The 16,795-nt window shown below is 68.6% G+C and carries 16 protein-coding genes; 10 read left to right on the top strand and 6 right to left on the bottom strand.

The window, feature by feature from the left end; all coding sequences use genetic code 11:
- Positions 1–544: 544 nt before the first annotated feature.
- On the bottom strand, positions 545–1,066 hold the full coding sequence (locus AB0E69_RS25360) for an isochorismatase family protein (RefSeq protein WP_360150764.1): 522 nt from the start codon (positions 1,064–1,066) through the stop codon (positions 545–547).
- A gap of 143 nt (positions 1,067–1,209) precedes the next feature.
- Entirely contained in the window at positions 1,210–4,350 is a 3,141-nt protein-coding gene (locus AB0E69_RS25355; RefSeq protein ID WP_360150761.1) for a DUF2961 domain-containing protein, read from the bottom strand.
- A 145-nt stretch (positions 4,351–4,495) separates the two neighbouring features.
- Here AB0E69_RS25355 and gndA point away from each other — a divergent pair, with 145 nt between their 5' ends.
- The gene (gene gndA / locus AB0E69_RS25350; protein ID WP_360150758.1) at positions 4,496–5,935 is read left to right on the top strand and encodes an NADP-dependent phosphogluconate dehydrogenase; all 1,440 of its coding nucleotides are present in this window, start codon (positions 4,496–4,498) and stop codon (positions 5,933–5,935) included.
- 113 nt (positions 5,936–6,048) lie between these two features.
- Positions 6,049–6,483, top strand: a complete 435-nt coding sequence (locus AB0E69_RS25345; RefSeq protein ID WP_360150755.1) for a DUF6319 family protein — start codon at positions 6,049–6,051, stop codon at positions 6,481–6,483.
- A 110-nt stretch (positions 6,484–6,593) separates the two neighbouring features.
- On the opposite strand, the gene AB0E69_RS25340 is transcribed toward AB0E69_RS25345, so the two are convergent.
- Complete coding sequence (locus AB0E69_RS25340) at positions 6,594–7,607, bottom strand: alcohol dehydrogenase catalytic domain-containing protein (RefSeq protein ID WP_360150752.1); 1,014 nt, start codon at positions 7,605–7,607, stop codon at positions 6,594–6,596.
- Between the two features lie 14 nt (positions 7,608–7,621).
- A complete protein-coding gene (locus AB0E69_RS25335) occupies positions 7,622–8,365 on the bottom strand; it encodes a glucose 1-dehydrogenase (protein WP_360150749.1) in 744 nt (247 codons plus the stop codon).
- Positions 8,366–8,477: 112 nt separating this feature from the next.
- Here AB0E69_RS25335 and AB0E69_RS25330 point away from each other — a divergent pair, with 112 nt between their 5' ends.
- The 6 genes from AB0E69_RS25330 to AB0E69_RS25305 all read left to right on the top strand — a co-directional run bounded on the left by AB0E69_RS25330 (position 8,478) and on the right by AB0E69_RS25305 (position 13,213).
- On the top strand, positions 8,478–9,398 hold the full coding sequence (locus tag AB0E69_RS25330; protein WP_360150746.1) for a LysR family transcriptional regulator: 921 nt from the start codon (positions 8,478–8,480) through the stop codon (positions 9,396–9,398).
- A gap of 170 nt (positions 9,399–9,568) precedes the next feature.
- The gene (locus tag AB0E69_RS25325) at positions 9,569–10,105 is read left to right on the top strand and encodes a DUF6817 domain-containing protein (RefSeq protein ID WP_360150743.1); all 537 of its coding nucleotides are present in this window, start codon (positions 9,569–9,571) and stop codon (positions 10,103–10,105) included.
- A gap of 15 nt (positions 10,106–10,120) precedes the next feature.
- Positions 10,121–11,050 (top strand): alpha/beta hydrolase, encoded by a 930-nt coding sequence (locus AB0E69_RS25320; protein ID WP_360150740.1) that lies wholly within the window; start codon positions 10,121–10,123, stop codon positions 11,048–11,050.
- Positions 11,051–11,096: 46 nt separating this feature from the next.
- The gene (locus AB0E69_RS25315; protein WP_360150737.1) at positions 11,097–11,507 is read left to right on the top strand and encodes a hypothetical protein; all 411 of its coding nucleotides are present in this window, start codon (positions 11,097–11,099) and stop codon (positions 11,505–11,507) included.
- A gap of 66 nt (positions 11,508–11,573) precedes the next feature.
- Positions 11,574–12,656 (top strand): serine hydrolase domain-containing protein, encoded by a 1,083-nt coding sequence (locus tag AB0E69_RS25310; protein ID WP_360150734.1) that lies wholly within the window; start codon positions 11,574–11,576, stop codon positions 12,654–12,656.
- A complete protein-coding gene (locus AB0E69_RS25305; protein ID WP_360150731.1) occupies positions 12,656–13,213 on the top strand; it encodes a pyridoxamine 5'-phosphate oxidase family protein in 558 nt (185 codons plus the stop codon). Before AB0E69_RS25310 ends, AB0E69_RS25305 begins: the two co-directional genes overlap by 1 nt.
- A gap of 22 nt (positions 13,214–13,235) precedes the next feature.
- On the opposite strand, the gene AB0E69_RS25300 is transcribed toward AB0E69_RS25305, so the two are convergent.
- Both AB0E69_RS25300 and AB0E69_RS25295 read right to left on the bottom strand, forming a co-directional pair.
- On the bottom strand, positions 13,236–14,870 hold the full coding sequence (locus AB0E69_RS25300) for a hypothetical protein (RefSeq protein WP_360150728.1): 1,635 nt from the start codon (positions 14,868–14,870) through the stop codon (positions 13,236–13,238).
- Positions 14,871–14,887: 17 nt separating this feature from the next.
- Positions 14,888–15,472, bottom strand: coding sequence for a hypothetical protein (locus tag AB0E69_RS25295; protein WP_360150725.1), 585 nt, complete (start codon positions 15,470–15,472; stop codon positions 14,888–14,890).
- A 203-nt stretch (positions 15,473–15,675) separates the two neighbouring features.
- On the opposite strand from AB0E69_RS25295, the gene AB0E69_RS25290 reads away from it, so the two are divergent.
- Positions 15,676–16,293, top strand: coding sequence for a hypothetical protein (locus AB0E69_RS25290; protein ID WP_360150722.1), 618 nt, complete (start codon positions 15,676–15,678; stop codon positions 16,291–16,293).
- Positions 16,290–16,793, top strand: coding sequence for a sigma-70 family RNA polymerase sigma factor (locus tag AB0E69_RS25285; RefSeq protein WP_360150719.1), 504 nt, complete (start codon positions 16,290–16,292; stop codon positions 16,791–16,793). The genes AB0E69_RS25290 and AB0E69_RS25285 overlap by 4 nt, the downstream gene beginning before the upstream one ends.
- The last annotated feature ends 2 nt before the right edge of the window (positions 16,794–16,795 follow it).

The following is a 16,795-nucleotide window of genomic DNA, read 5'->3' as shown; positions in this document are numbered from 1 at the left end:
ACCACGCGACGCCGGGCGACGGATGCGCGCGACGGATCCAACAAACCGGAGTCGGGCCGGTCGAGTGGGCTGTGGGTTGGTCGGCCGTCTACGCGAAACTTGCAGCTCGACTGGGATGGCGCTCGATCTCCGGAAATTAAGTGTCACCAGGTGGCACATATGTTCCGGAGATCTCGACCCATCGGCAGGAGGCGTCGAGGCTTGGCATCGCCATAGCCGCGCCTAGCACCGCGCTGGGTTAACTACCTCAGCCCGTCACCACAGTTTCATCGCCGAAGGACGCTAGCCCGAGATAGTCGCCCGCGGGTGGCAGCCCGCAACACGCCAGCGCTAGCTGGCAGCACGCCGGCGATAGCCGGGCGACAGGCCGGCGGTAAGCCGGAGGGTGGACGGGAGCGCGTGTACCGGGTGCGACGGAGGAGCTGAGCGACGACATAGCAACCACGTAGCCCGCGTGGGGCTGAACCGGCGTGCGGCGGTCCGTGGGGCTGACCCGCGTGAGGCGGAGCCGCGTGGGGTGGACGCGCGTGGGGCGGACCCGGGGTTAGGTGAGGGAGGTGGTGTAGTTGGTTGTGGTGGTGAGGGTGCCTAGGCGGGGGAAGATTTGGGTTAGGGCGAAGGTGTGGGAGGGCTCGTCCAGGCCGGTCATGGCGTCGGTGATGAAGATGAGCTCATAGCCGAGGTCGGATGCGGCTCGGGCGGTGGATTCGACGCCGAAGTTGGTGGCTATGCCTGCTAGAGCGAGGTGGGTGATGCCTCGGGACTGGAGCTCCGCGTCCAACGTCGTACGGCCGAAGGCGCCGATGGTGTTTTTGACGATCTCGAGGTCGCCGGGCTGCGGGGCCACGGCGGGAGCGAACTCGCTGCCCTCCGGCTGCACGTCCAGACCAGGACGTTCGACGCGGACGTTGACGACCAGGCCCCCAGCCGATCGCGTGGCCTTGGCGAGGGCGACGGATCGGTCGAGGACCTCTTGTCCGGTGAAGGGCGCGGTGTCCAGGGCGATGATGCGCGGCATCAGATCGATCAGAACGAGAGCGGTACGGCGGGAATCCAGGGAGTTCACCTGCCGAGCCTAAGGTCCAACAGGCCCAACCCGACCACCCACCGGCCCAGCCGCGCTCTCGCCACAGGAAGCCACCTGCCGAGCCCAAGCTCCAACACCCAAGCCGACCACCCGACCCAAGCCGCGCTCTCGTCGCAGGGCGGTCACGTGATCAGGGTGAGGTTTAGGAGGTCTAGGCCGGCTAGGTAGGCGGTGGCGGAGGGGTTTTTGGTGGTTAGGGTGAGGGTTAGGTGGTGGTCTCCGGTGGTGAGGGGGGCGGTGCCGAGGTCTAGTGGGCTGGTGCTGACGCCTGTTGGTTGGTAGCCGTCGAAGGTTGTCGGGGGGTTGTTGTCTACCTGGACCTCGACGATTCCGTAGTCGGCCGCGCGTGTCAGGACGGTTGATAGGTTGTAGGTCCCAGTGGTTGGGACGGTGAAACGGAAGACCGTCTTGTCGCCGGGCTTTGTGCCGTGGATCCATGCCTGCGCCCCACCGGACCAGCTGACCCCGCAGCAGTTGCCCTGCGGATCGACCGGCACCGTCGATGACACCGGCGGCAGCATCGCCTCACCCTCGATTCGCAACGTGCTTCCGCTGGTGGCGCTGGCGCCCGCGGACTTCGGTCCGGCGTGACCGGCGAGATCGACCGCGCTGACCCGATAGGTCCACGTCTCATGGAGTCCGAGACCGCGGTGCAAGAAGCCCGGCAGCGGCGTCGTTCCCAGCAGCTTCTCGCTGCCGCCCGACCGACCATAGACGTTGTAGTACGCGATCCCGCTGGCGTCGCTCACGTCCGGCCAGCTCACGTTGATGGCGTTGTCGGTACGTCCGCTCGCCACAACCCCGCTGACAGCGGCCGGCGCCCGGTGGTCGTCGTACGGACGGACGAGCGACTGGACGACGTACGACGAAGCCGTCCACGCCGGCCCGGTTGGGCGGAGCTCGATGTCCAAGCGGGTCTTGCCGAAGGTCAGCGACGCCGGAAGCTGGTAGTTGTCGTCGAGCCACCGCTGGTGGGAGTTGCCGAGGGGCTGCAGCCAGGTGCCCGAATCGTTGCCGTTGACAAGGACCTGCGCTGATTGCCCAGGACTGTTCTGATCGCTGGTGCGGCGAAGCGTGACGCCGCGGTTGGCCGGGTCGATCTTGACGCTGAAGCGGATCGGGCTGAGCGTGGACCGTACGGCGTCGGTCAGTACGACGTCGTCGTGGTCGCCCTCGTAGACCGAGCTCAGGTCCGCTTGGGTCCCGTTGTCGACGTACCCGTGCTGCTGCCGCCCCGCCGCCGTACCGACATCGATCCGATCCGTCTCCCGCGCCCCAAACCCAGCCGCGGTGTAGAGGAACGCGGTCGACCCGTAGATCGCCGGATGATCGTCCTGCTGACCGTGCTCGATACCAAAGCTCAAGTGGTTCTGGAACTGCACCGAGTCGGTGATGTGCAGTCTCCACGCCCCGTCGCACTCGTTCGTGCAGAACCCGGCTCGCACCTCGTGCGCCGAGTTCCCGTGGAACGGCGTCGAGTACGTCCCGGCGTTGAAGTACCACCCGGACTCGTAGAAGTCCTCGGTCCCCGTCCCATGAATCGCCGGCGTCCGCTCGCCGTCAACCGACACCCGCTCGTCGCCCTCGAGGTACCCGCGGGTGTTGCCGTCAGCAAGCAATCCCTCCATCGTCTGCGACACTCCGACGAACTTCCCCCGCCCGGCCACGTCGGCAAAGGCCCAGTCACTCCCCTGCGTCGTCTCACCGCGCCGAGAGATCGCCGTGAAGTACCCGATCTTCCCCGTCGCCAGCTCGACCGCCTTCCAAGCGTCCCGCGACGCAGTCACCTCGGCCTGGCCCGAGAGTGGGTACGCCGTCGTGTTCACCAGCGTCACCGTCGCGCGGGCGACGTACGGCATCGGCCACCACGACGAGTACCAGCCCTCCGGATCCATCGCGAAGAACAGCGACCGCACCGGGTTCTCACCAAGACCGGACCCGAAGAACTCACCCAGCGGCGCGTCGACCCGCTGCACACCATCAACGTTCACCTGCACACGCACCCCTGCCAGCAAGGTGTCCGACGGCTTGACCCGCGCAGCATCTTCCGGCGTGGCGGCGTACGCCATCGCGTGCTCGCCACTCCAGTTCTGCCGATCGATCGAGTAGCCGTGCGCCTGTTCGTCGGCGACGTGGTTCGGCCCAACGTCGAGCGTGTCCGTGCGCTTCACCTGACCGCCGACCAGAGAGTCCACCCAGTACGCGAACTCGTTGAAGTCCAGGTCCGACGAGATGAACTGGTTGGTGATCGTGATCTCCGACTTGCCCGCCGTCGCGCTCGCCGGCAGGTCGACGGTCTGGTCCGCCCATTGCGCACCCTCGGCCTTGCGCGGCGCCCACTCCCCGACCGGTACGCCGTCGACGAGCACCTTCGCGCGCTGGTTGCCGATCCGCAGATCCATCCGCCGGGTCAGCCGTACGCCGGTGTTCGCCGGATCGACCTTCATCGTGAACGTGCTGCCGCCCAGGAACGCGCGCCCGTCGTCGCTGAGGCTCTTCAGGTCAAGCCCGACGAGCTCGGGCAGCTTGAGCCGCAGAGCCGTCAGCTCACCCGGACCGTAGGTCTGGCTCAGCGTCAACTGCTTGCCTGGGGCAAGATTCAGCAAAGTCCTGGCGGTCGCAGAACCGGGCTGCACAGGCTTCGGGTCCCTACTACCGGCCGCCTTCAGCAGGGCCAGCACATCCTCGGCTTTGTCGGTGGGGTCGAAGGTACGGACGCCGTTCGCATCCGGAAACTGACGGTAGTCGACGTGGTAGAAGAGCGGATTGACCTGCGTGGTGATCCGCATCGACGACCGGTACGGCATCGGCACCCGGATGTAGACGCCGCCACTGGTCTGACCGGCGTTCGCCACCAGCGGGTAGCTGAACGGCGCACCCAGCTTCCCGTCGACGATGTCCTGCAGCGAGCCCCGCAGTACCTGCTTGCCGTCGAGCTCGACCGTGATCGTCCCGGTCCTCGTCACGTTGCCCTCGTCCCGCGTGAACCAGATCGAGGCAACCTCACCCGGACCCGAGTCCTCGGCGATCACGCACCCGTCACCAGTCGTCCGCAGGCACGAGTAGGTCCCGTCGAAGCCGTCGTTGTTGGTCCCGTCCCGGCCGAAGCTGGAGAACTGCTTCGTCCGTACGCCGGTCTGCAGCTCGGGCAACCGGTCGAGGTTCCGGTAGACGTCCCAGCCCACCGGACCGTTGTCGTTACCCCCTCCAGACGGGCTCGCGGTAGCTCGCACAGATCCGGTCAGCACAAGCAGCGAAGACATCAACAGCACAACAGCACGACGGAGCATGGGCGGAGTCCTTCGTGTGGGAAATCGATTTCTCAGATGTTTACCACCGATGTTTGTGGATGAGAAGGCCTCAGGCAGACTGGACCCCGCACACAACTTCAGATACGCGGGAGATTCGATGAGCTCTGCAAAAGCCCAGATCGGCGTCACCGGCCTCGCGGTGATGGGCCGCAACCTGGCCCGGAACCTGGCGCGCAACGGGTTCCGTGTCGCCCTGCACAACCGCTCCCAGGCGCGCACCGACGCGCTGGTCAAGGAGTTCGGGTCCGAGGGAGAGTTCGTCCCGTCGACCGACCTGGCCGGCTTCGTCGAGTCGCTCGAGCCGCCCCGCCGGGTGATCATCATGGTCAAGGCCGGCGAGCCGACCGACGCCGTCATCGACGAGCTGGTCCCGCTCCTGGACGAGGGCGACATCGTCGTCGACGCGGGCAACGCGCACTTCCTGGACACCCGGCGCCGCGAGGCCGCACTGAAGGAGAAGGGCCTGCACTTCGTCGGCTCCGGCGTCTCCGGCGGCGAGGAAGGCGCGCTGAACGGCCCGAGCATCATGCCGGGCGGCTCCCCCGAGTCGTACGCCGCGCTCGAGCCGATGCTGACCAAGATCTCCGCGCACGTGAACGGCGAGCCGTGCTGCGTGCACGTCGGTCCGGACGGCGCCGGCCACTTCGTGAAGATGCTGCACAACGGCATCGAGTACGCCGACATGCAGCTGATCGCGGAGGCGTACGACCTGCTCCGCCACGTGCTGGAGCTCTCCCCGGCCGAGCTGGCCGACGTGTTCCGGGACTGGAACACCGGCGACCTCGAGTCGTTCCTGATCGAGATCACCGCGGAGGTGCTCAGCCAGACCGACCCGACCACGGGCGGCGCGTTCGTGGACATCGTCCTGGACCAGGCGGAGCAGAAGGGCACCGGTCGCTGGACCGTGCAGTCCGCGCTCGACCTCGGCATCCCGGTCAGCGGTATGGCGGAGGCCGTGTTCGCGCGGTCGCTGTCGGGTGACGTCGTACGGCGGGAAGCCGCCGCCGGCGTGCTGCCCGGACCGGAGTCCGCGAAGGCCGATGTCGACCGGCAGGCGTTCATCGACGACGTGCGGCACGCGCTGTACTCGTCGAAGCTGGTCGCCTACGCGCAGGGCTTCGACGCGATCCGGGCCGCCTCGGAGCAGTACGGCTGGAACATCGACCTCGGCGCGATGGCGACGATCTGGCGTGGCGGCTGCATCATCCGGGCACGGTTCCTGGACCGGATCAAGGAGGCCTACGACCGGAACCCGGACCTCCCCTCGCTGCTCGTCGACGACTACTTCAAGGAAGCCGTCGCGAACGGGCAGGAGGCGTGGCGGCGGGTCGTGGCGACTGCCGCGGCAGTCGGCGTACCGGCGCCGGGCTTCTCGGCAGCGTTGTCGTACTACGACGGCCTGCGGGCGGAGCGGCTGCCGGCCGCGCTGATCCAGGGGTTGCGCGACCTGTTCGGCGCGCACACCTACAAGCGGACGGACCGCGAGGGGACCTTCCACCTGGAGTGGTCGGGCGACCGGGCCGAGACCCAGAGCTGACACTCTGCTGACGCGTCAGGCGGGTTGGCGTTGGGGTCGAACGTATGTTCTAATGTTCGCACAGCGCCAGCCCGCTCACTGCGGGCGATGCATCGAAGGAGATCGCCGCAACGATGACTGTAGACACTCTGGCAGTAGAGACGCCGTCCGACGTCGCCGACACTCCCGACAGCACCATCCCGTCGGTCGCTGCCACCACTCCTGAGCCCACCCCTGAGCCCACTTCCGAGGCTGCTCCGGCACCAAAGAAGGCACCCGCCAAGAAGGCCGCCGGCAAGAAGACGAAGACGATCGAGCTCACGCTGACCGTCACCGGCACGGCGGACGGCGAGTGGCACGCCGAGCTCAAGCAGGGCACGACATACCTGGCCCGGGGGCTCGCGGTGGCCGCGGCCGCCGTCTCCCGCGCCGCCAAGGAGCTGCACGAGGACCTGTCCACCCCGATCGACGAGGTGATCGAGGAGGCCCGCTCCCAGCAGGCCGCCAAGGTCGCCGCGCTCGAGGCCGAGCTGGAGGCCGCGAAGAAGGCCCTCGCCGACCTCGACTGACCAGCCTTCTCCCCGCGCGAACTCACCTTCCCTGAGCGACCGCGGGAGAGAACGTGCAGCTACCCCGGGACCCGTGCGAGCGAGTTCCGGGGTAGCTGTCTTGGGAGGGGTTACTCGGGCTGGGTCTTCAGCACGATCCGGAGGTTGGCCTTCGGCTGGTGCTGCCAGGCGGCCTCGGCCTCCTCCAGCGGGAAGGTCTCGATGATCGGCCGGACACCCTTGAGGACCGAGAAGTTCAGCGTGTCCTCGGAGTCCCGGGCGACACCGGAGTACCAGCCGGAGAGGTTCAGCCGCCAGTCGGCGAGGTCGTGGCCGGTGACCTGGATCGGGTCCATGCCCTCGAGCACGACCAGCTGGCCGTTCGGCTTCAGGCCCTTGATCAGGTCCGACTGCAGATCGCCCCGGGAGACGGTGGCGAGGATCGCCTGCGCGCCGTCCAGCTTCTTCAGCGCCTCACCCGCGTCGCCCTCGGTGCTGTCGATGTACTCGTCCGCCCCCAGCCGGCGGGCGAGCTCCTCCTTGTCGCGCCCGCGGTTGATCGCGACGGTCCGGAAGCCCATCTTGTTCGCGTACTGGATCGCCAGGTGCCCGACCCCGCCGACGCCGTGGACCGCGACGGTGTCGCCGGGCCCCGCGTGCAGGTGCCGCAGCGCATTGAACGCGGTGATCCCGCCGCACATCAACGGACCCGCCTCCTCGAAGGTCAGCTCGTCGGGGATCTTCGCCACCGCGTCCCAGGGCGCCACCATGTACTCCGCGTAGCCGCCGTCGTACGACGTGCCGACGATCGTCCGGTTCACGCAGTTGGTGAAGTCGCCGCGCCGGCAGTACTCGCAGGTGAAGTCGACGCCACCGGACCAGCCGACGCCGACCCGCTGCCCGACCTGCCAGAGCGTCACGCCGTCGCCGACCGCGTCGACCACGCCGGCGATCTCGTGCCCGGGGGTCCGGGGCAGGACCGTCCCGAAGAGGGCGTTCCGCGGGATCGCGTCCCCGCCGCAGATGCCGCAGGCGTACACCTTCACCCGGATCTGCCCGGGCTTCGGGTCCGGGATCGGGACGTCGGTCACGACGAAGGGCCCGCCGGCCTGCTGGACCTGGGCTGCCCGCATGGTTCCTGTCATTCTGCTGCTCTCCCTCAGTGCATTCCGCCGTCGGCGACCAGCTGCTGTCCGGTGATCAGGCCGGCGTCGTCACTGACCAGGAACGACACCACCCCGGCCACGTCCTCGGTGGTGCCGAGCCGGCCGATCGGCACCATCTCGATGAGGCTCTTCTTGTACTCGTCGTTCGCCGGGTCGGTGAAGATGCCGGCGCCGTCGATCGGCCCGGGGACCACGGTGTTCACGGTGATCCCGCGCGGGCCGAGCTCCAGCGCCAGCACCCGGGCGAGGTACCCGGTCGCGACCTTGCTGGTGCCGTACAGCCCCACCCCCAGCTGCGGGACGGTCGTGGTGTTCGACGAGATCGTGACGATCCGGCCGTTGTCGGCGATCCGCTTCGCCGCCTCGCGGAGGACGAAGTACGGCCCCTTGGTGTTGACCCGGAACAGCAGGTCGAAGTCCTCCTCGGTGACCTCGGCCACCGGCACGTTCACCTTCTCCATCCCCGCGTTCGCGACCACGATGTCGACCTGGCCGAACTCCGCCAGCGTCGCGTCGTACACCTTCTCGATCCCGTCGACCTGGGACACGTCGGCGGCGACCGTGATCGCCCGGGCGCCGACCTCCTGCGCCGCGGCGAGCACCTCGTTCGCGGCCGATTCGTCGTGCGAGTAGTTCACGACGACGTTCGCGCCCTGCGCCGCCAGCCGGAGCAGGATCGCGCGGCCGAGCCCTTTCGAGGAGCCGGTGACGAGCGCCGTTTTCCCCTTCAGCGTCATGCTTTCTTTCTCCTATCAAGAGACCTTCCTCGATCGTCGGCCGTGGCCGGACCGAACGGAAACAGAGACTTGTTGGGGCTGCCACAAGCGCTCGTTGTGGGAGGATGACGGAGTGGATCTGAGCTTGCGGCTCCTGCAGGCGCTCGAGGCGGTGGCGGCCGAGGGCAGCATGACCCGGGCCGCCCAGACCCTCAACCTGACCCAGCAAGCGGTGAGCGGTCAGATCCGTCAGCTCGAGCGGGTGATCGGGACCCCGCTGGTCGAGCGCCGGGCGTCCGGCGTGGAGCTCACCCCGGCCGGCGAGATCGTGCTCAAGCAGGGCGCGGCGCTGCTCACCTCCGCGCAGGCGATGGTGAGCGAGGCGCGACTGACCGGCTCCGGCCGGCCGGAGCCGCTGCGGGTCGCGTTCAAGGCGCAGAGTACGGCGCACTTCATGCCCGCGGTCGAGGCTGCGATGCGCCGGGAGGCTCCGGACGTCGAAGTACAGCCACTCTCGATGCACACGCTGCCGGATGAGCTGCAGGCGCTGACCGAGGGGCGCGCGGATGCCGCGTTCCTCTGGCTGCCGATCGGCGACGACCCGCGCTTCACCGTCCATCCGTTGCTGGAGGAGGACCGGTGGGTCGCGCTGCCACCGGGTCACCCGCTGGAGTCGCGGAAGTGCCTGACGATCGCGGACCTGACCGACGTACCGGTGGTCGGTCCGCGCGACCGGATGCCGGAGGCGGTGGTGAGCTTCTGGTTCATCGACCCACGGCCGGACGGCAGCCGGGCGGTCTTCGGCCCGCAGGCCCGGACCCCCGAGGAGTGCCTGCACCTGGTCGCGGCCGGTCACGGCTGCTGGATCGCGCCCGCCTCGACGGTGACGTACTTCGCCCATCCGCGGCTCACCTGGCTGCCGCTGGTCGACGCCGAGCCGAACGTGCTGGCCCTGATCTGGCCCCGGCACAACGTCAACCCGTACCTCCATCTCCTCCTCGACCAGACCCGGCGCACGCTGCACCCCCACCCGTTGCCAACAGCAACCACCTGAGCACGGGTCGATAGGCATCGGCTATCGGTGCCGGCGCCGGAACACCAGGTGAACGCGGTGTGACGGAAACGGCACGCCGCAGGTGTGGGCGCGCCTGGGGCGTTGGCCTTACCGTGGGTGACCTGGGCCGGTCCGTGGGCCCTGGCCGCTCCGCGTCGAGAAGGGGTCAGATGAGCACATTCGAGGACTTGAGTTCGCTGCTGATGGTCCGCGGCGCCGACGAGCTCGACCACGCCGGAGGAAGCCTCTACGTCCACCTGCACCGGGTCGCGAAACGCCTCGGCTCGCTCGGCGCGTCCGACACCCTGGTGCTGGCCGGTCTCGCGCACGCGGCGTACGGGACGGACGGCTATCCGACCCACCTGTTCGACTGGCAGACCGAGCGGCCGGTGCTCGAGTCGGTGATCGGCCCGGAGGCGGAGCTGCTCGTCTACCGGTACGGCGCCTGCGACCGCGAGACCAGCTGGCGCGACCTCGCCGAGCACCGCACGGTCGCCGACCGCTTCACCGGCACCTCGGAGGAGCTGGGGACCGAGGACCTCCGCGACTTCGTCGACCTGACGATCGTGAACGAACTCGACGTGCTCGACAACGACGCGGAGCTGGCGCCAAAGCTCGGCGCGTTCCTGAAGGAACAGATCCCGCGCTGGCAGTCGCTGACCTCACCGGCGGTGCTGGCCGAGGCGCAACGCATCCTTGGGCTGTAGGCCACACTTGGGGGCGTGAAACGGTTCCTGTGGCGGGGGTTCCTGGGAATCCTCAGCTTCTGCCTGCTCGTCACCCTGGCGTCCTTCGGTTACAACCTCGCCACCAGCGGCACCGCGAATCCCCCGGCCGGGTTGAAGTTCGTCCGCGCCGGTGACATCAACACCCGCTGGGAGACCTGGGGTACGACGGGAACGCCGGTCGTACTGATCCACGGAGCGGCCGAATCCGTCGACAGCTGGTCGCGACTGGTCCCGCTGCTCGCGACGAACCACCGGGTGTACGCGTACGACATCACCGGCTACGGGTACTCCGAGCGCAAGGCGCCGTACACGATCGAGCATCTCGCCGCACAACTGCTCGGCTTCCTGGATGCGCAGCAGCTCGGCGGTCCGGGCGAGCCGAAGCCGATCCTGGTCGGGCATTCGCTGGGCGCGGGGATCGCGGCCGAGGCGACGCTGGAGGCACCGGGACGGGTCGGTGGACTGATGTTCCTCGACGGCGACGGGCTGCCGTTGCCGGGCGGGCAGGCCGGCCCGCCGCGCTGGCTGGTCGTTCCGCCGTACCGGACCTCGTTGTTCCGGCTGGTGCTGAGCTCGGACTGGCTGCTGCGGAAGATCTACAACAGCGTCTGCTCGCCGGACTGTCCGGCGATGGACGTCGACCAGTGGACGCGACCGTTCCGCCAGCCCGGCGCAGAGAAGGCGGTCTGGCAGATGACGGCACACGGCATACCTGCGGTCGCGCCCGAGCGGTTGGCGAAGCTGCGCGATCTCCCGGTGCCGAAGGCGGTCGTCTTCGGCTCTCTGGACACCAATGGTGGCAACGCCACCGAGACTGCCGCACGCGTCGGCGCACCCGCGCCGACGCTGATCCGCGGCGCGAACCACCTGACGATGATCTCCAACCCGGCCGAGGTCGCTGCCGCTGTCAACGCGCTTCGCTGACGGCAGACGGCTGGAAAACGGGTCACCGGCGACGGATGATCGGAGCATGGCCAGATACGAAGTGGTTGCGCGCGCGAAGACCGACCAACGACTGTCCAACTCCGCCTACATCGAGCTCGCCCTCAAGTCCGGGATGCTGGACAAGGCGCTGCATCTGCAGCGCGTCGAGGACCTCCCCGACGGCAGCATCGCGATCGTCCTGCACCAGAAGATGTCACCGCGTAAGCACGACGCAGCCTGCGGCATGGCCAACCGCAGCCTCGCTCAGCTGGGCATCCCGGCGAGCGACGTCCAGCGAATCGACCTGCACCGGCTGACCCGCAAGGGCGGCCGGGCCCTGGTCCGCTCCTGGCAGGGTCCGACAACCCCACCAGACCTTTCCGGCGACCGCGAGCCCCGCCACCCCAAGCCCACGCCACCCCACCTGAACGCGAGCCTCGACCTACCGCACGACTGAGGCACGTGTCGAGTCTGCTCAACTAGCTCCGACGTCTCCCGTGACAGGCGAGACCGAAGGAGAGCGATGGGCGACGTACAGGAACGAGTGCAGCGTCAGATCGATGCGCTGATCGACAGTGGCGTGGAGACCGGGCTGCAGGTCGCGGTGTATCAGGACGGCCGGCTGATCGTGGACGCGGTAGCCGGCTCGGCTGACCCGATCGGGCGACCGCTCACCTCGGGCACACCGATCTTCAGTTTCTCCACCGGCAAGAACGTGTCCGCCACGCTCGCCCACCTGCTTGTAGCGCGCGGTTTCCTCGAGTACGACGGTCCGGTCACCGACCTCTGGCCCGAGTTCGGAGTGCACGGCAAGGAGACGGCGACGCTGCGGCACGTGCTCACGCACACGGTCGGTCTGCCGGCGATGCCGCGCGAGATCACCCCGGCCGAGCTTCCCGACTGGTCCAGAGTGTGTGAATCCTTGGCCGCCGCCGAGCCGCGCTGGCAGCCGGGCACTGCCACGGGCTACCACTCGTACACCTTTGGCTATCTGGTCGGCGAGCTCGCCCGCCGGGCAACCGGACGGCCGATGCACGAGCTGCTGCAAGAGTGGATCACGGCGCCGCTGGGCATCGAGGGACATCTCTACTTCGCCGCTCCGCAAGAGTCGTTGCCGGGATTGGCGCACCTGGACCAGCTGGACTCGCAATGGCCCGCCGACCCAGAGGACGACGAGGCGATCCTCGCGCCGTGGGAACGCGGGCCGAGTGCCGCCTTCGGTAACAACCGCAAGATCCTCAGCGCCGACATCCCGTCGGTGGCGATCGCCACGGCGCACGGTCTGGCTGCGATGTACGACGCTCTGCTGCACGGCAAGCTCGTCGGCTCCGCGCAGCTCGCGGAGCTGTCCGCGCCCGCGTTCGAGGGCGTGGATCAGGTCTTCGGCAACCCGGCGCGGTTGGCCCTTGGGTACCCGATCGGCAGGATCGGCGCACTTCCCGAGGAGAACTCCACGGCCTTCGGCTGGCCGGGCGGCGGCGGAAGCTACGCCTATGCGGATCCCGACCGCGGTCTCGCCTTCGCGCTGACCAAGACCCGTCTGCTGCCGGACTTCGACACCGCGCAGTCGATCAGCAACATCGTGACTACTGGAAGGAACTCCTGATGACCGCTCCACAGACCAGCCTCGGTACGACGTTCTCAACAGCTGGCGTCGACCCGACCTCGTGGGACACCACGGAAGGGGCCCTGCGCCGGATTCAGAAGTTTCAGCTCTGCACAGTGCGCGCGGACGGTCGCCCGCACGTGACGCCGGTGGTGGCGATCTGGGCGTTCGACGCGATGTGGTTCACCACTGGCGACAACGAGCAGAAGGCGAAGAACCTGATCGGCAACCAGCACTGTGCACTGACCGCCGGGACCGCAGCCCTGACCGGCACGGACTACGTGGTCGAGGGTACGGCGCGACCTGTGGCCGACTCCGGCACTCGGGACGCAGTGGCCACCGCGTTCGAGGAGGCGTACGGCTGGCACTTCACCCGCGCGGACGGAACCTGGAACGGCCTGGGCGACGCCATCCGAGCTGGGGACGTGCTGCTGTACCAGGTCCCGCCGGACCAGGCGTTCGCCTTCACCATCGGTAGCGAGTCGGCGCAGACCCGCTACCGATGGAGTGCTTCAGAACGAGAAGACCTCGAACCGGGCGACGTATCGCGGCCGTGATCCCAGGGCGCCGAAGCTGGACCTAGCGGAGCGGATAGGCGGCGATCACGGTCTGGTCGGTGGAGTTGCCCTCGGCATCGACAAGGTGGGCTTTCAGGGAGATCGTGCTGGCGTCCTTCGGAGTGCTGAAGACTGCCTGGTACGCGCCACTGCCGGTCGGCTCGACGCTTGCCTCGCGCCAGGTCTTGCCGTCGTCGCCCGACACCTGCAGCCGTACCTTGACGACCGTGGGCAGTGCTCGCCCCGGCACCGTGTCCACGATCACCGGAAGCGCGGTCACCGGCCGGCGCTCGGCGAGATTGGAGCGATCCACCGTCGGCCGGTAGCGCACGGCGAGCATCGGCAGCGTGACGGGTTCGGCGGTGCCGGCCGACGAGAACGTCCAGCTGTACTCGGTCCGGGTGCTGAAGGTCGAGTGTGGCTGTCGGGTCTGCGCGGCCTGCAAGGTGAAGGTAGTCTTCGCAGCCGGTAGGCCGGCAACCTCGATGTCGCCGAAGACCGGTCCGTCGGCGATCACCGTGCCGTCCTGAATCAGCTTGCTGGACTGGAGGTCCCAGGGCCCGAAGCCTTTGTTGCCGTCAGCATCCGACAGCGGAGCCACTGCCAGCTTCAACCGATCCCCCGCTCGGCTCGCGGTCACCGGCGAGGGAGCCAGGACGACCGCGTTGTAGCGCTCCTGGTAGGTCCTCCCAGCCTGATAGGTTCTCGGCCGCGACACCAGCTCGTGGTCCAACGGCAGCTCTGGATGAGGATTCTGCTCGGGCTCGCGCTCGTCGAACCGCGTCAGCCAGCTCGCGTTGCCGGCGGCCACCAGCACCCGCGCCGCGGCCGCGGCGCGGAACGGGATGCTGATCGCCCAAGTGTCCCCACCGCCCGCCGGTACGCCGGACACGGCTCGCTCGACGGTTCGATCCGAGGTCGCGTTGAACTGCTGGTCGACCACCGCCAGCTGGTCTGCCGCGACGTCACGACGGAATCCGGTCGGGTACGAGCCGGGCATCGAGTCGAGCTGGACATACAGGTACGGCGACCCGTCGTACGACTGATCTGCGTTCATCCTCCCCCACTGGGAGGACACGTGGCCGGTCAGCTGCTCGGGTGGCAGCGACGCCCCGAACTGTGCGGAGTACACCTGACGGGAGTGGTCGAACGCCACCGTGGCGGTGACTGTGTGCTCTCCGTTCGCCGAGCGCCGCTCGTAGCCGACATCGGCGATCGCCAGCGAGGCTTCGGCGTTCGGGACGGTGATACGGACCGGTTTCGCCTTCCGGGCGTCCAGGACGACGGTGGTGTTCCGAGTCAGCGAAACGCTCGGCTGGACCAGCGAGTAGACGTCCGACCCGACGAACTGGTGGCCGTCGACCAGGTAGTCGCCCTTCAGCAGCCGGACCTTGGTGGTCGCCTGGTAGGTGTCGAGGAGGTAGTCGACGTCGACACCGACGATGGACGCCGCTGCCTCGATCGGCTGACCGTCCAGGCCGAGATTGCTGACGGTGAGGTCGTAGCTTTCCTTCTCCTTGATCATCCCGATCGCCGACACGACCGTGTTCTCCCCGTCGGTCGCGGTGATCCGGCCGGCGTACACACCGTCCGGCCCGTCGTGGTCGGTGTTCGAGGTGACCTGCACCGACGTCGTACCGCCGGCCGGTACGGTCACCGTGGTCGCGTTGAGCTTCAGTGCGTCCTCCGGGGCAGGTGCTCCGCCCGGGCCGGCGCGCCGAGCTGCGGGACGGACCGGTCCAGGCTGACCTCGCGCTGACCGTCCAGCCAGATCTTCTTGACCCCGGCCGAGGCTGCACCGGTCAGGAACGTGGCGGCCCGCGCCTTGTCGACCTTCATGCTGACGCCGTTGACAATCGGCAGACGGCGGCTCACCGCTGCTCCCGGCACCGTCGACCGTAGTGCGGCACCCTCGGACGTCACGAGGACCGGCAGCGTCCCGGTCGACCTGTCGTCGTAACCGGCCTTGATCAAGCCGGTGACGTCGAACAGCCGGCGGTCGAGGCGACCGGCGGCCACCTGATCGCTGACGTCGGACGGGATGACGTAGAAGTGATCCTTCGTGCGCAGCGTGCGGAACGTGATCCCGTCCCGGCCCGGCCCCCGGCTGAGCGCGGCCTGGGCCGGGTCTCCGCCGGACAAGGTGATCCGGTCGCCGGTCACCAGTGTGACCTGCTGATCACCGGCGTGCCGAGCTGGGATGTGCTCTGCCGCTGCGTGGACCTGGCTCGTCAGCCCGACCCCCAGGACCGTCAGCATGGCGACGGACAGGCTGACGCATCGCGATCGTGCGGTGGATCGCACCGTGGGTTCCTCTCGTTCGGTTGACCTCATCGAGCTACCTGTCCGGGACCTGCGCGAACGTCCACCGACCGGGCGCCCGATCCCGGAGAACTTCGTTTGGACGGATCCGCCGGTTCCGGACAGGTAGGGGTGACAGCACGACCGCTCGGGAGGAACGCATGGAGCTCGACGACCTGCTCGGCAAGTCGGCACCGCCGCTGACTCCACGTACGGCGGCGCTGGAGCACGACCTGCACCGCATGGTGGTCGACGCGGAAGCCGCTGCCCGGCCCCGCAGGCGACGGCTGCGGGCCGGTGCGATCGGCGGGCTGGCGACCACGGCGATCGCGATCGGCACCGGGGCCGCGATGGCGACCGGCCTGGTGCCGACGCCGACGTGGGTGCCTTGGACGACGCCTTCCGGTAGCCAGTGCCGCATCCAGGTCACGGTGAGCCCTGTCGTCGACGAACGCCCCGGCGACGGCGAGCCTCTCGCACACGGGCACAGCGAGGCGGACAAGCAGGCCGCGCTCAACGAAGCGAACCGCTTCCTGAACTCCTTCGACTACTCGTCGATCGACCAGGCGGCCGCGATCCGGAAGTTCCAGAAGGCCGAGGACGCCGCGAACGCCGGCGAGCCCGACCCGGCCGAACGCCAACCACGGATCACGGGAGACGATCTCGCGCTGAGCGCGGTCGGTTCCGAGATCTGGCACCGGCTGGCGGCCGACCTCACGGACAAACACCTCGAGCCGTACGCGCTCAGCTACGTGGTCGGGTACGGGTGCGGCCGATGACGCCCGAACAGACCGCCGAGATCCGCGGCGCACTCCGGCAGGCGGCCGGCGAGCTGCTCGCGTACCTGGAGCGGCGGGTCGCCATTCGTGAGGACGCGGCCGACCTGCTCGGCGAAACCATGCTGCAGGCGTGGCGCCGGGCGGACGCCTTGCCCGCCACGCCGGAGCGGCGACGGATGTGGCTGTTCACGATCGCCGCGAACGTCCTCGGGAACCATCGCCGGTCCGCGCGTCGCCGGACCGCACTGGCCGATCGGGTCCGTCAGCACCTGACGACGGACCAGGGGCCCGATCACGCTGAGGCAGACGCGGTCAGGGACGCCGTACTCCGGCTGCCACCGGCGCAGCGCGACCTGGTGACGCTGGTCCACTGGGACGGCTTCACCATCACTGAGGCCGCCGAGCTCCTGAGTCTGAACCCGTCCACCGCGAGAAGCCGGTACGCCGCCGCGCGCGACACTCTCCGGGTCGCCCTCTCGCTGAGCGAAGCTCACAGCTGAGA

The sequence above is a fragment of the Kribbella sp. NPDC026611 genome, assembly GCF_040638345.1.
Classification (GTDB): Bacteria; Actinomycetota; Actinomycetes; order Propionibacteriales; family Kribbellaceae; genus Kribbella.
Note: the sequence above shows the minus strand (reverse complement) of the source record. Positions and strands in the feature narration are given on the sequence as shown.

Coding starts and splice junctions, on each gene's coding strand:
- AB0E69_RS25355 (WP_360150761.1), bottom strand. CDS start 4,350: ATGTCTTCGCTGCTTGTGCTGACCGGATCTGTGCGAGCTACCGCGAGC.
- gndA (WP_360150758.1), top strand. CDS start 4,496: ATGAGCTCTGCAAAAGCCCAGATCGGCGTCACCGGCCTCGCGGTGATG.
- AB0E69_RS25345 (WP_360150755.1), top strand. CDS start 6,049: ATGACTGTAGACACTCTGGCAGTAGAGACGCCGTCCGACGTCGCCGAC.
- AB0E69_RS25340 (WP_360150752.1), bottom strand. CDS start 7,607: ATGACAGGAACCATGCGGGCAGCCCAGGTCCAGCAGGCCGGCGGGCCC.
- AB0E69_RS25335 (WP_360150749.1), bottom strand. CDS start 8,365: ATGACGCTGAAGGGGAAAACGGCGCTCGTCACCGGCTCCTCGAAAGGG.
- AB0E69_RS25325 (WP_360150743.1), top strand. CDS start 9,569: ATGAGCACATTCGAGGACTTGAGTTCGCTGCTGATGGTCCGCGGCGCC.
- AB0E69_RS25315 (WP_360150737.1), top strand. CDS start 11,097: ATGGCCAGATACGAAGTGGTTGCGCGCGCGAAGACCGACCAACGACTG.
- AB0E69_RS25310 (WP_360150734.1), top strand. CDS start 11,574: ATGGGCGACGTACAGGAACGAGTGCAGCGTCAGATCGATGCGCTGATC.
- AB0E69_RS25305 (WP_360150731.1), top strand. CDS start 12,656: ATGACCGCTCCACAGACCAGCCTCGGTACGACGTTCTCAACAGCTGGC.
- AB0E69_RS25295 (WP_360150725.1), bottom strand. CDS start 15,472: ATGCTGACGGTCCTGGGGGTCGGGCTGACGAGCCAGGTCCACGCAGCG.
- AB0E69_RS25290 (WP_360150722.1), top strand. CDS start 15,676: ATGGAGCTCGACGACCTGCTCGGCAAGTCGGCACCGCCGCTGACTCCA.
- AB0E69_RS25285 (WP_360150719.1), top strand. CDS start 16,290: ATGACGCCCGAACAGACCGCCGAGATCCGCGGCGCACTCCGGCAGGCG.